Below are 13,326 nucleotides of genomic sequence, written 5' to 3' on the forward strand. Positions count from 1 at the left end.
ATTCCAACATGGTAATCTCGCTTATTTTATATCCGTTTTCAAAAGCTTCATCTAATATAGTACCGAATGCAGGACTTCTCCCTCTTTTCACACTACATATCTACAATTAAAAGAAGCGATCCGATCCATAAACACTTCAATTATGAAAAAATTATGAAAAAAAAGACCACCGTAGTGGTCTTTATGCACGCATTACGCACTCAATACTTTTCTACCTTTTTGGCGACGAGCTGCCAAAACTTTACGGCCATTCTTCGTGCTCATTCTTTTACGGAAGCCGTGAACTTTTTTACGTTTGCTGACATTCGGTCTGAAAGTCGGTCTCATTGTGCTGCACCTCCTTACAAGGAATACGTTTTATATGGAATATACCTAACATAGCAATCTCCACAAAAAACACCTTTGTACATTTAACCACAAATAGCGGTCAAAGTCAATGTACTTCTGAATCTTCTCCCTCTTTTTCACATTTAAAAGACTTCTCCGTCTCCCCCATCACTCTGCCCACTCTTTTCTCCCCCTTATTTTCGTTTTTTTGCCACCTCCCCAGCATCATCCCTTTATTATTTTGTAGTTTCCGTTCTTTCATCAGCTGGCCTTTTTTTCGCTAGTTCTTTGGGGCTTGAATCCACACCATTTCAGATACCGCTATCCGGCTCGTCAAAAATATTGTCGGAAACGTTACCGGAAATTTTCTACACAAAAATAACCTACTGTAACCAAAAGGCAACAGATGTTATACACAGATCCACAAAAAGAATGGAATTGTGATTTAAATGGTCATAACCTGTGCATAACATTTTAGAGCGAAAAAGAGTTATTGTCGAAAACTGAACAAATTATAAACAATATCTTGTGTTGTGAATAAAAATTGTACACAACAGATTGAATTTGTGGATAAATAACCACGAGTCATTGAAATACAAGGCTTCTTTTGCTATGATGATATTACTTTTGAATGTGAATATGTTGTTTTACCCTCCATATTATCAACACCCTGTGGATAAAGTTGTGAACAAGTTCAATTTATCCATATTTTTATTTTTGTGCGGATTCGGGATTCTGGGGATATATTCTACATTTTTCATTTGATTTCGACATATTGCAGTCCCGTTTTGGCCTGCGGGATCAAGAGAACGGATCGTGCCGCACATTCCCTCCTGAGAAATATCGTCTTTCTTCTGCTGGTCAGCAGTGGAATTTTCCATTACTATTTTTCAGGGCATTTTGTGCTGCGTTCTCTCACTACACTGCCGCATGATTTAGGCGGCGGTATGTCTTTTTATGGCCTTCAACAATATTTTTGGGATTTTAGGCGTTTTGCCGAAGCGCCGAGAGCAGCTCTCTGCAGCTTAATTTCGGTAAAATGTCAGGATTTAAAAGGAGTGACGTCTGTGGACAGCCATACCTCTGAACTATGGCAGCAAATTCTATCCATCATACAAACCAAGCTGAGTAAGCCGAGTTACGACACTTGGTTTAAGGCTACCAAGGCAGCGAAACTAAATGACCACTCCATTGTGATTTCTGCACCGACAACTTTTGCCGTGGAATGGCTTGAAAGCCGCTATACCAAGCTAGTCGGAGCAACGGTTTATGAGATTTTGGGCAAGCATTTAGAGGTCAAGTTCGTTATTGAAGAGAACAAGCCCGCCGAGGTCGACCTTCAACAGCAGCCTCAGCAGCAGCCGGTCGTTCAAGAAGAAGCTGTGTCCCATATGCTGAATCCCAAATATACATTCGATACATTTGTCATCGGATCGGGGAACCGTTTTGCCCATGCGGCATCGCTGGCCGTCGCCGAGGCGCCGGCCAAAGCTTACAATCCGCTGTTTCTATACGGTGGTGTAGGTCTGGGGAAAACGCATCTGATGCATGCTATCGGACACTATATTTTGGAGCATAATCCGACCAGCAAGGTCGTTTATTTATCGTCGGAGAAGTTTACGAACGAATTCATTAATGCCATCCGGGACAACCGCGGGGAAAGTTTCCGGAATAAATATCGCAATATCGATATTTTGCTCATTGATGATATTCAATTCATTGCGGGCAAGGAATCAACGCAAGAGGAATTTTTCCATACGTTCAATGCGCTTCATGAGGAACGCAAGCAGATTATCATCTCAAGTGATCGGCCGCCTAAAGAAATTCCAACGCTGGAAGAACGGCTGCGCTCTCGCTTTGAGTGGGGACTTATTACGGATATTCAACCGCCGGATTTGGAGACAAGAATAGCTATTCTTCGCAAAAAGGCACGGGCAGAAAACCTGGATATTCCTAATGAGGCCATGATGTATATCGCCAATCAAATTGATACAAACATCCGTGAGCTGGAAGGGGCACTCATTCGTGTTGTCGCTTATTCTTCCTTAACCAATCAGGATGTATCAAGCCATCTCGCGGCTGAGGCGTTAAAGGATATTATCCCATCCAGCCGCCCAAAAATGATCACGATTCAGGATATACAGCATCAAGTCGGGGAATTTTATAATCTACGACTAGAAGATTTCAAAGCGCGTAAGCGGACGAAGGCTGTGGCTTTCCCACGGCAGATTGCCATGTATCTTTCCCGTGAGCTAACCGACTATTCTTTACCGAAAATCGGTGAGGCTTTCGGTGGACGTGATCATACGACGGTCATTCATGCGCACGAAAAAATCTCCAAATCCATTCAAGTGGATCAGGATCTATTTAAAGTTATCAACAACCTAATAGAAAAAATCAAAAATCCAACCTGAACAAGTTCAGAGCCTATACACAATTTATACACATGTGGATAGGCTTGATTTTATTAGGGTTACACATAGTTATCCACATATTCAGTGCGCCTATTACTATTACTAATATATTTTAAAGATATACATCACCTATATAAGGCCCGCGTCAACGCGTGCTTGAAGGATTAAAACCCGTAGGAGGAACTTATGAAGATTAGCATTCTGAAAAACGTTTTGAACGAGGCTATACAACATGTATCCAAAGCGATATCCAGTCGGACTACAATTCCAATTTTGAGCGGTATTAAGCTGGATGTGAATCACCAGGGAGTCACACTGACCGCCAGCGATACAGACATCTCTATTCAATCCTTTATTCCGATGGAGGATGGTGACCAAACGGTCGTTCAGATCGAACAACCTGGCAGTGTAGTGCTGCCCGCTAAATTCTTTGTCGAAATTATCAAAAAGTTGCCGTCCCAGGAGATCCGCATGGAGGTAAAGGACCAATTCCAAACCTTTATCTCATCCGGAGCTACTGAAATTCAGATCGTTGGCTTGGACCCTGAAGAATTCCCGGTGCTTCCCAACATTGAAGAAAATCAAGTCATCTCTGTGCCAGGTGATTTGCTTAAAAATATGATTAAACAGACGGTATTCTCTATTTCTACCCATGAAACGACACCTATTTTGACTGGGGTATTGTGGAATTTGGCTGAGGGTGAATTGAAATTTGTCGCAACGGACCGCCACCGCCTTGCCACCCGCAGCGCTCATTTGGAGACGTCTGAAGGCTTGCGTTTTAGCAATGTTGTCATTGCAGGCAAAACGCTCAACGAGCTGAGCAGAATTATTCCAGATCAAAATATGCTTGTGGATATCGTCGTAGCGGACAATCAGGTATTATTTAAGGTGGACCGGGTGTTATTTTATTCTCGCATTTTGGATGGTACCTATCCTGATACTTCTAGAATTATTCCGACCTCCTACAAAACAGAACTGGTTGTAGATACAAAAAGTTTGAGCGAGTCTATTGACCGTGCTTATTTGCTGTCTCGTGAGGAAAAAACGAATATTGTAAAAATGCAATCGTTGGAAAATGGTGATCTAGAGATTTCCTCCAGCTCATCTGAGCTTGGTAAAGTACGTGAGGAAGTAAATGTGTCTAAATTTGAGGGAGAGCCACTCAAAATCTCGTTCAACTCCAAATATATGCTCGACGTGCTGAAGGTGATTGACAGCGAGCAGTTGACGATTGCTTTTACTGGCATTATGAGCCCCATTATTTTAAAACCGGCAGATTCCAGCAATGCGCTGTACATCATCCTGCCATATCGCACAACCAACTAGCGTTACCTATCCGAGAACAAGCGAAAGGATGAACAGACCTTGAAACCCATATCTATACAGACCGAATACATCAAGCTCGATCAATTTTTGAAATTAGCCGATTGTGTCTCCACAGGAGGCATGGCTAAAGCACTGCTGCAGGAGGGACAAGTCCGCGTTAATGGTGAACCAGAAGAACGGCGTGGAAGAAAATTGTACCCAGGGGATACCGTAGAAGTAGAGGACATTGGACGTTTCGAGGTTACGGCAGGAGCATGATCGCCTGAACGGCAAGGACTCCTTTTAGGTGCGGAATAACAAGGGGGACCCTATGTGTTTGTGAACAACATTGTTTTGCAGCAGTATCGGAACTATGGACAGCTTGAGCTGAATGAATTTGGGCCCGTTAATTTGCTGATCGGACAAAATGCGCAAGGCAAAACGAATCTGGTTGAGGCGATTTTTGTATTGGCTTTAACTAAAAGTCACCGAACGTCCCGCGACAAGGAATTAATTTCTTTCGGGGCTACTTCCACCCACCTGGCTGCCGATGTGGATAAAAAATACGGGAAAATCAGATTGGACCTCTCGTTATCCACACAAGGCAAAAAGGCAAAGATCAACGGGCTAGAGCAGCGAAAGCTGAGTGATTTTATCGGGTCGTTAAACGTGGTTATGTTTGCGCCCGAGGATCTGGAAATCGTCAAAGGAACACCGGGGGTTCGCCGCCGGTTTCTTGACATGGAAATTGGACAGGTTGCGCCAGGATATCTGTATCATTTGCAGCAGTATCAGAAAGTGCTGGTTCAGCGAAATAACCTGCTCAAGCAAGCCTGGGGTAAAGATATGGTGTCCGTGCAGCTGATGCTGGAGGTATGGAATGAGCAACTTGTTGAGCATGGTGTTAAAATTGTAAAAAAGCGGAAACAATTTATAACAAAGCTACAAAAGTGGGCTCAGGCCATTCATGAAGGGATTGCAGGCGGGACAGAGGAGTTAAAATTAACCTATGTTCCCTCCTTCGGTGATCCAGAGGAAGAAGATGAAGCTGTCTTATTGGAGCGATTTATGATAAAGTTATCCCAAATGAGGGAACAGGAAATCCGCCGTGGCATGACTTTGGCGGGACCCCATCGTGATGATTTGGCCTTTGCCATTAATGGCAGAGAAGTGCATACGTATGGCTCTCAGGGGCAGCAACGGACGACGGCCCTGTCTTTGAAGCTGGCCGAAATAGAATTAATTCATGAGGAAATTGGGGAGTATCCTATCCTGCTGCTGGATGATGTATTGTCCGAGCTGGACCCCTATCGTCAGACTCAACTGATCGAGACTTTCCAGAGCAAGGTGCAGACCTTTATCACGGCAACCGGGATTGAGACGTTAAACGCAGAACGGCTTAAGGGTGCCCATATTTTTCACGTCCACGACGGGCATGTGGAACACTAAGGAGTGAGCGACCGCTATGTATATTCATCTGGGTGGAGAAAAGATCATCCGCTCGTCAGAGCTTGTGGCTATTTTCGATATCTCGATTGAAAAATCCTCTAAAATCTCCAAACAATACGTGAACCACGCCCAACAGCAAAAGCATGTCGAGATGATTGGCGAAGAGGAAGCCAAATCCATCGTAGTGACTCAGAATACGGTGTATTATTCCCCCATCTCCTCAACAACACTCAAAAAGCGGGCAAACCAGTTTTTTGCCAATGCTTAACCATAGAAATCTATAGAAGTAGGTGAAAGGCATGTCTATGAATCAACCGTCTTATGATGCGGGCGAGATTCAGGTCCTTGAAGGCCTGGAGGCGGTTCGGAAACGTCCTGGGATGTATATTGGTTCCACGAGCGCCAAGGGGCTCCATCATCTGGTATGGGAAGTTGTGGACAACAGCATTGATGAAGCGCTGGCGGGTTATTGTAACAGCATTCAAGTTGTCGTTCACAAAGATAATAGCATTACCGTTACAGATAACGGCCGCGGTATTCCGGTAAGTGAACACGCCAAAATGAAAAAGTCAGCGCTGGAAGTCGTAATGACCGTGCTTCACGCAGGTGGTAAATTCGGAGGCGGGGGGTACAAGGTATCCGGTGGTCTGCACGGGGTTGGTGTATCCGTGGTGAACGCACTCTCCAGCAAGATGATCGTTCATGTTAAACGGGATGGACATGTATATGAGCAGGAGTACCATCGTGGTGCTCCGCAATATGATGTCAGAGTCATCGGTGATACAGAAGAGACAGGTACCCAAACGACCTTCTATCCAGACGAACAAATCTTTACCGAAACGACTGTGTATGACTACGATACGCTGCAGACACGGATTCGTGAGCTGGCTTTCCTGAACAAAGGCATTGCAATTAGCTTGACTGATGAACGGACAGGCGCCAGTGATACATTCCACTATGAGGGCGGAATCAGTGAATATGTGCAGTTTCTGAATCAAAAAAGGGAAGCCCTGCATGAACAGCCGATTTATGTCGAAGGCTCTCGTGACATGATTCAGGTCGAAGTTGCATTGCAATATAACGACAGCTATACCGAAAATATTTATTCTTTCGCCAACAATATCAACACCCATGAGGGCGGAACACATGAATCAGGTTTCAAGAGTGCATTAACCCGTATCATTAACGATTATGCACGCAAAAATGGCTTGATTAAGGACAACAATGCTAATTTGACCGGTGACGATGTACGTGAAGGTCTGACAGCGATTATCTCGGTCAAAATACCGGAACCACAGTTTGAGGGTCAGACGAAGACAAAGCTCGGCAACAGTGAAGTGCGAGGAATTGTCGAGTCTCTGTTTGCAGAGAAACTTCAGGAATTCCTGGAGGAGAATCCGGCTGTCTCCCGCCGCGTGGTTGATAAATCATTACAAGCAGCTCGTGCTCGGGAAGCAGCACGTAAAGCGCGTGAGCTTACCCGTCGCAAAAGTGCCCTGGAAATCAGTTCGCTCCCAGGTAAGCTGGCGGATTGCTCCTCTAAGGACGCTTCGATCAGTGAACTATACATCGTCGAAGGTGACTCAGCAGGGGGATCAGCCAAGCAGGGGCGTGATCGTCACTTTCAAGCGATTTTGCCAATTCGCGGTAAAATCCTGAATGTTGAAAAGGCACGCTTGGACCGTATCTTGTCCAGTGATGAAATACGGTCGATGGTTACAGCAATGGGTACAGGAATCGGAGATGACTTTGACATCACCAAAGCCCGTTATCACAAGGTTATTATCATGACGGATGCTGATGTCGATGGTGCGCATATTCGCACATTGTTGCTGACGTTCTTCTATCGCTACATGCGCAAAATCATTGATGCTGGCTATATATACATTGCTCAGCCACCACTATTTAAAGTTGAGCGTAACAAAGTTGTGCGTTATGCCAACTCTGAAGCGGAACGTGACGAGATCATCAAGGAATTTGGAGAAAACGCCAAATACAATGTACAGCGCTATAAAGGTTTGGGTGAGATGAATGCGACCCAGCTTTGGGAAACCACGATGGACCCTGAGAGCCGTACAATGCTGCAAGTTACTGTTAGTGACGCAATGCTGGCTGATACGCTGTTCAATACCTTAATGGGTGACAATGTGGAACCCCGTCGCGACTTTATCCAAGAACATGCGAAGTATGTGAAAAACCTAGATTTCTAATACGTCTTATTCTAGGCGATGTTATCTGTTCATGAGAATTGTATATGCAAGATTTCACAAGGGGCGCCCAAATGGGCGTCCCTTTTCTTGTCATTAACCGGCCCGGATGGATTTGAATATTTAATTTCAATGTTTTAGGCTTTTTTCTTAGAGCGTACAGATTTACCCGTGGACGCCGCATACCGGCCGTAGCCTACTGCATATCTGAATATTTTATGATAGAGGCTTTTGTTGGGGAGGGAAGAGAACACTTTGATGGCTGGTCTTGTATTGACCTCCAGAATCCATGGATAGTTTTGCTGGTCAAGCCCCACATCTAGCCCAATTTCCCTTAAACGAGGATATCTCTTTTGTAGCTGCCAGGCTACCCGCTCGCCCATTTTCGATAATTTTTGCTCCAGTCGTACAGCCTCCTTTACGTCCATATATGGGGCTACCAGTTCATTGAAAAAGCGCGTTGTACCACCACTGTGATGATTGGTGACGACTTTGTCAGGAGCAGCTACACGTCCTACAATAAGCGTTGTTTCCCAGTGATGTCTCAAATTCATCTGGGTCAATACCCTCAGATCGAAGGGACGGGCTTCATGCTGAAGAAGGGGGATCCCGCGCTGTATCAGATAGGGACGTTTCTTTATACGTGAAGAAACCACCCTATGCAGCTCATCCAGACTTTCAAAGGTGAGGATATCTACTTCATAGCGAAGCACATACCAAGTTCTCTCCTCGATGATTCCTTCTTCTGTTGGCGGAAGCTGCTCTGTCTGCCTTTCTGCACGCATAACCCCTTTGCCATAAGTACCGTTATCCGGCTTAATATAGACAGTGCCATACACTGCCAACATCTCATTCAAGTGCTCAAATGTGTACAAACGTGTTTCTGGTATATAAGCGGCCAATGCCAGATTGGGGAGAATGGCATTTGTTTTGGCCCACTTACTGGATACTCTTTGAATAGACAAGTATTCTCATCCCTTTCCTTTCGAAATATGAGTCATGTACCTGGAATCCACACCCTTTAACAAAACAAGGGAAACTAAAGGACAAGCGCGTAAAACAATGATATAATAGAGAAATACGGCGTTTTTCGGAATTTTGCTAAGTAGAACCCTGACCGTATACGTATTGTATGTGGAAAAGGCCCTTAGGGTGGGGGCTAATCCCCAGCTCAAGGGAATTTGTTGTAATCAGGGCTTGTAAGTTGTACAAGAAGATAGCGATCTGCTACAGGCAGAAGGGGAATGACGAGGGATTTACGCTGTAAAGAGGACAAATGCGTTTAATTGTGCTCTTTTTGTGAAAGTAATATAATTATACAGATGAGGATTTCAGCCAAAATCCTGCGCAAAAGAGCGGAGTATATAGGCAGTGTCTTGTTGGGCTTTTCACATAGAGAGCGCTGTATTGAAGGATGAGAAGGAGGACCAGCATGGCGGATCAAAATAACTCGCAAATCATCAATAGGGATATCGGAGTGGAAATGCGCGAATCCTTTATGGATTATGCCATGAGTATTATTGTTAGCCGTGCCTTGCCTGATGTGCGGGACGGACTGAAGCCGGTACACCGTCGTATTCTGTACGCGATGTCCGAGCTAGGCATGTCGCCAGATAAGCCTTACAAAAAGTCAGCAAGAATCGTCGGTGAAGTTATCGGTAAGTATCACCCTCATGGTGATACAGCTGTGTATGATACGATGGTGCGGATGGCGCAGGATTTTTCCTTGCGTTATATGTTGGTGGATGGACACGGTAACTTTGGCTCCGTGGATGGAGATATGGCAGCAGCAATGCGTTACACTGAAGCACGGCTGTCCAAGATTGCCATGGAGATGCTCCGTGATTTGAACAAAGAGACCGTTGATTTTATGCCGAACTATGATGGCGAAGAGAACGAGCCTGTTGTATTGCCTGCACGTTATCCTAACTTGCTGGTTAACGGCGTTGGCGGGATTGCAGTTGGTATGGCCACCAATATTCCTCCGCATAACTTGGGAGAGGTTATTGATGGTGTACAAGCTCTGATCGAAAATCCCGACATTACACCGATGGAACTTATGGATTACATTCAGGGACCCGATTTCCCAACAGCAGGTTATATCTTAGGTCGCTCAGGCATTCGTCAGGCATACCAGACAGGCCGCGGATCTGTAACCATGCGTGCAAAAACCACGATAGAGGAAATTGGCAATAAAGCACGGATTATCGTACATGAACTGCCTTACCAAGTGAATAAGGCGCGTCTGGTCGAGAAAATTGCTGAATTAGTACGGGACAAACGTATTGAGGGCATTACGGATCTTCGAGATGAATCCGACCGTACGGGTATGCGTATCGTGATCGAGTTGCGTAGAGACGTGAACCCGAATGTCGTTCTGAACAATTTGTTTAAGCATACGGCGATGCAGTCCAATTTCGGTATCAACATGCTCGCCATTGTAAACAATGAACCGAAGATTTTGAACCTGAAAGATGTCTTGTATTATTATCTCAAGCATCAAGTTGAGGTTATTCGTCGCCGGACAGAATTCGATCTGAAAAAAGCCGAAGCTAGAGCACACATCCTGGAAGGTTTGCGTATTGCTCTTGATCATCTGGACGAGGTTATTTCCTTGATTCGTTCTTCCCAAACTGCAGAAGCAGCCCGTGAAGGACTGATTGAGCGTTTCTCGCTGACTCTTGAGCAGGCTCAGGCTATTCTCGATATGCGACTGCAACGCTTAACTGGTTTGGAACGTGAGAAGATTGAGAATGAATATAACGAGCTCATTCAAAAGATTATGGAATATCGCGAAATTTTGGCGAATGAGCATCTGGTGCTCAACATCATTAGCGAAGAGCTAAATGAGCTGAAAGGACGCTACGCCGATGATCGCCGCACTGAAATTACAGTGGGTGAAGAAAGTATTTTGGATGAGGATCTCATTCCGCGTGAAGACGTTATTATTACTGTAACCCATACTGGATATATCAAACGTCTCCCTGTTACTACCTATCGCAGCCAAAAGCGTGGTGGTCGTGGTGTAGTAGGTATGGATACCAAAGACGAGGACTTCGTAGAGCATCTGTTTATTACGAATTCACATCATCATTTGTTATTCTTTACAGACAAGGGCAAGGTCTACCGGATTAAGGCGTATGAGATTCCGGATCTAAGCCGGACAGCTCGGGGGACACCGATCATTAACCTGATTCAGATTGAACAGGGTGAGTCGATCAATGCGGTGATTCCAATTGAGGAATTTGTGGAGGACAGCTATCTGTTCTTTGCGACCCAACATGGCATTATTAAAAAGACACCACTTGATGACTATGCGAACATCCGCAAAGGTGGCCTGATTGCCATTAACTTGCGTGAAGATGACGCCCTGATTGAAGTGAAACTGACTGATGGACAGCAGGAGATGATTATTGGTACAGCACAAGGTATGTCTATCCGTTTCCCTGAAAGTGATGTACGATCTATGGGGCGTAGCGCTACAGGTGTTAAAGGGATTAGCCTTGATGAAAGTGATGCTGTAATTGGCATGGATATCGTCGATACCAACCTGGATATTCTGATCGTAACAGCCAAGGGTTATGGTAAACGCACCCCTGCTGTGGATTATCGTATTCAGAGCCGTGGAGGCAAGGGAATCAAGACGATTAACGTTACCGATAAAAATGGTCCAGTTGTCGGACTCAAGGTTGTAAAAGCCGAAGAGGATCTGATGATTATTACAGCTAGTGGCACCTTGATTCGGACTAGTATGGGGGAAATCTCCACAATGGGCCGGAATACACAAGGGGTACGGTTGATTAATATTCGCGAGGACGATTCGGTTGCAACGGTTTGTCGGGCGAACAAGAATGAGGAACAAGATGAGCTGCTTGAGGATTTATTAGAGGACGGAGGAACTGGTGAGGAGCCAACTCTATCATCTGCTGAACCAACTCTTGAAGCGAATACAGAAGATACGGAAGGTAACGATCCAGAATCTTCTGAGGACGAATAAGCCCTGAATTTAGAAGCAACAGTGATTTTTAAAAATTTAGATAAAAGAGGCTCTCTGGCTATTTGGTCAAGAGAGTCTTTTTTCTTTGTTCAGGGCGACCAATTCAGACCGGCACGTTTTAAATGGCATAAAATGAATGTACAGGATCATTTCCAAGTAATATAATGACATCATAACTGGCAGCTGGAGCAGCTGTTGTGAGAACAGAGAGGTTGACCATGACAACTGTACCCGTATCCGAACTAAAAGCAGGACTTAAATTACAAAGCGACGTATTTACTGAAATGGGTAGCTTGCTCCTACCGAAGGGGCGCATTCTGCTACCACGTGACTTGGAGATTTTGGAGGCATTCCTGATCCAGCAAGTAGAAGTGGGTACGGATGATATTGCCAAATTGAGTGGCGAGCTTACCACTGTTAGATCTGGAACAGCTGATTCGCAAGGAACTTCGTTAGATGGACGAGATGAATCTGAACAATTTCAGGATGAGTATGACAAAATGGTGCTCCTTGTTAAGAATGCGTTTCAATCAGTGCTCGTCTCTAATTTATCTATTTATGAGTTGCGGGGACAACTGGAGTCCTTATTGGCGTATATCCAGCGCTATAATGTAATGACCTATACTCCGCCTGCCATGATCGAAGTGGACTATATTTTTCACAATGCCGTGTTAACCTCCCTTACCTCATACTCCATTGCACAATGGATTGGGTTGCCTCAAAAGGATTGGATGCAGGTGGCATTTGCTGGACTGCTTCATGATATAGGGAATGCTAAGATGGACCCGTCCATTCTGTACAAGCCCTCTCAACTGACGCAGGAGGAGCAAGAAGAAGTACGCCGCCATACATCACTAGGATACCAGTTGCTTAAAAATGTGAAGGCCATTAACGAAGGTGTACGGTTGGCAGCTCTTCAGCATCATGAGAAAGTGGACGGTACTGGATATCCATTGCGCCTTAAGGGTGAGCAAATCCACATTTACGCTAAAATCGTAGGGGTGGCTGATGTATTCCATGCTATGACCCTGGAGAAAACATACCGACCTGCACAATCACCGTATCTGGTTCTAGAGCAAATTAAATCAGAATCATTTGGAAAGCTTGATCCGAGTGTGGTCCAAGTCTTTATTCAAAAGCTAACCCAATTTAATAACGGGACTAAGGTGCGCCTCAATGATAACCGTACAGGGGAAATTATATTTGCTGATCGAGACCACCCGACTCGTCCATTGATTCAAGTAGACGGCGAGATTATTAACCTGATGCTTCAAAGAGAGCTTTATATCGAGTGTATTGTTACTTAACTGGGTTTTTTGAAAAAACAGTTGCACAATATAGTGGAGATATGATATATTATTTCTTGTCGCTTCAAGTGTTGAAATAAAGAGCGAAAAACACTTTGAAAAAAAGTGTTGACACAAAACTAAGAAACATGATATACTATAAAAGTTGCTGAGGGGAACGAAAGAAACCCTGATGCGAATGAAAATGTTTGATCTTTGAAAACTGAACAACGAGTGAGTAAATGATTTTGTTCGCAAAATCAACATTGAGATATTTTATCTCGTCAGTTTCAAAATGAGCTAATCGCTCTTTCGATTAACCAGCTTCGGTTGGTCTT

At 44.6% G+C, this 13,326-nt stretch carries 12 protein-coding genes; 8 read left to right on the forward strand and 4 right to left on the reverse strand.

Annotated features, from left to right (window positions below):
- Nucleotides 1-192: 192 nt before the first annotated feature.
- The 3 genes from rpmH to ABEW32_RS03275 form a co-directional block, all read right to left on the reverse strand.
- Complete coding sequence (gene rpmH / locus ABEW32_RS03265; protein ID WP_007433250.1) at nt 193-327, reverse strand: 50S ribosomal protein L34; 135 nt, start codon at nt 325-327, stop codon at nt 193-195.
- 106 nt (nt 328-433) lie between these two features.
- The gene (locus ABEW32_RS03270; RefSeq protein WP_430184644.1) at nt 434-589 is read right to left on the reverse strand and encodes a hypothetical protein; all 156 of its coding nucleotides are present in this window, start codon (nt 587-589) and stop codon (nt 434-436) included.
- Nucleotides 590-989: 400 nt separating this feature from the next.
- A complete protein-coding gene (locus tag ABEW32_RS03275; RefSeq protein WP_430184646.1) occupies nt 990-1,208 on the reverse strand; it encodes a hypothetical protein in 219 nt (72 codons plus the stop codon).
- A gap of 186 nt (nt 1,209-1,394) precedes the next feature.
- On the opposite strand from ABEW32_RS03275, the gene dnaA reads away from it, so the two are divergent.
- The 6 genes from dnaA (at nt 1,395) to gyrB (ending at nt 7,708) form a co-directional block, all read left to right on the forward strand.
- Complete coding sequence (gene dnaA / locus ABEW32_RS03280; protein WP_013368644.1) at nt 1,395-2,741, forward strand: chromosomal replication initiator protein DnaA; 1,347 nt, start codon at nt 1,395-1,397, stop codon at nt 2,739-2,741.
- Between the two features lie 186 nt (nt 2,742-2,927).
- Nucleotides 2,928-4,070 (forward strand): DNA polymerase III subunit beta, encoded by a 1,143-nt coding sequence (gene dnaN / locus ABEW32_RS03285; RefSeq protein ID WP_016822441.1) that lies wholly within the window; start codon nt 2,928-2,930, stop codon nt 4,068-4,070.
- Nucleotides 4,071-4,109: 39 nt separating this feature from the next.
- Complete coding sequence (yaaA, locus tag ABEW32_RS03290; protein ID WP_016822440.1) at nt 4,110-4,328, forward strand: S4 domain-containing protein YaaA; 219 nt, start codon at nt 4,110-4,112, stop codon at nt 4,326-4,328.
- Between the two features lie 54 nt (nt 4,329-4,382).
- The gene (gene recF / locus ABEW32_RS03295) at nt 4,383-5,498 is read left to right on the forward strand and encodes a DNA replication/repair protein RecF (RefSeq protein WP_430184649.1); all 1,116 of its coding nucleotides are present in this window, start codon (nt 4,383-4,385) and stop codon (nt 5,496-5,498) included.
- Nucleotides 5,499-5,514: 16 nt separating this feature from the next.
- Complete coding sequence (gene remB / locus ABEW32_RS03300; protein ID WP_063211658.1) at nt 5,515-5,766, forward strand: extracellular matrix regulator RemB; 252 nt, start codon at nt 5,515-5,517, stop codon at nt 5,764-5,766.
- A 31-nt stretch (nt 5,767-5,797) separates the two neighbouring features.
- Nucleotides 5,798-7,708, forward strand: a complete 1,911-nt coding sequence (gene gyrB, locus ABEW32_RS03305) for a DNA topoisomerase (ATP-hydrolyzing) subunit B (protein ID WP_430184652.1) — start codon at nt 5,798-5,800, stop codon at nt 7,706-7,708.
- Nucleotides 7,709-7,842: 134 nt separating this feature from the next.
- Here the strand turns inward: gyrB and ABEW32_RS03310 are convergent, their stop codons facing one another.
- A complete protein-coding gene (locus ABEW32_RS03310; protein ID WP_430184654.1) occupies nt 7,843-8,670 on the reverse strand; it encodes a YheC/YheD family protein in 828 nt (275 codons plus the stop codon).
- Nucleotides 8,671-9,137: 467 nt separating this feature from the next.
- Here ABEW32_RS03310 and gyrA point away from each other — a divergent pair, with 467 nt between their 5' ends.
- Entirely contained in the window at nt 9,138-11,702 is a 2,565-nt protein-coding gene (gene gyrA, locus ABEW32_RS03315) for a DNA gyrase subunit A (RefSeq protein WP_430184656.1), read from the forward strand.
- 218 nt (nt 11,703-11,920) lie between these two features.
- A complete protein-coding gene (locus tag ABEW32_RS03320; protein WP_430184688.1) occupies nt 11,921-13,009 on the forward strand; it encodes an HD-GYP domain-containing protein in 1,089 nt (362 codons plus the stop codon).
- The last annotated feature ends 317 nt before the right edge of the window (nt 13,010-13,326 follow it).

It is taken from the genome of Paenibacillus jamilae, assembly GCF_050482105.1.
GTDB classification, from domain to species: Bacteria; Bacillota; Bacilli; order Paenibacillales; family Paenibacillaceae; genus Paenibacillus; species Paenibacillus jamilae_B.

Coding starts and splice junctions, on each gene's coding strand:
- rpmH (WP_007433250.1), bottom strand. CDS start 327: ATGAGACCGACTTTCAGACCGAATGTCAGCAAACGTAAAAAAGTTCAC.
- ABEW32_RS03270 (WP_430184644.1), bottom strand. CDS start 589: ATGAAAGAACGGAAACTACAAAATAATAAAGGGATGATGCTGGGGAGG.
- ABEW32_RS03275 (WP_430184646.1), bottom strand. CDS start 1,208: ATGGAAAATTCCACTGCTGACCAGCAGAAGAAAGACGATATTTCTCAG.
- dnaN (WP_016822441.1), top strand. CDS start 2,928: ATGAAGATTAGCATTCTGAAAAACGTTTTGAACGAGGCTATACAACAT.
- remB (WP_063211658.1), top strand. CDS start 5,515: ATGTATATTCATCTGGGTGGAGAAAAGATCATCCGCTCGTCAGAGCTT.
- gyrB (WP_430184652.1), top strand. CDS start 5,798: ATGTCTATGAATCAACCGTCTTATGATGCGGGCGAGATTCAGGTCCTT.
- gyrA (WP_430184656.1), top strand. CDS start 9,138: ATGGCGGATCAAAATAACTCGCAAATCATCAATAGGGATATCGGAGTG.
- ABEW32_RS03320 (WP_430184688.1), top strand. CDS start 11,921: ATGACAACTGTACCCGTATCCGAACTAAAAGCAGGACTTAAATTACAA.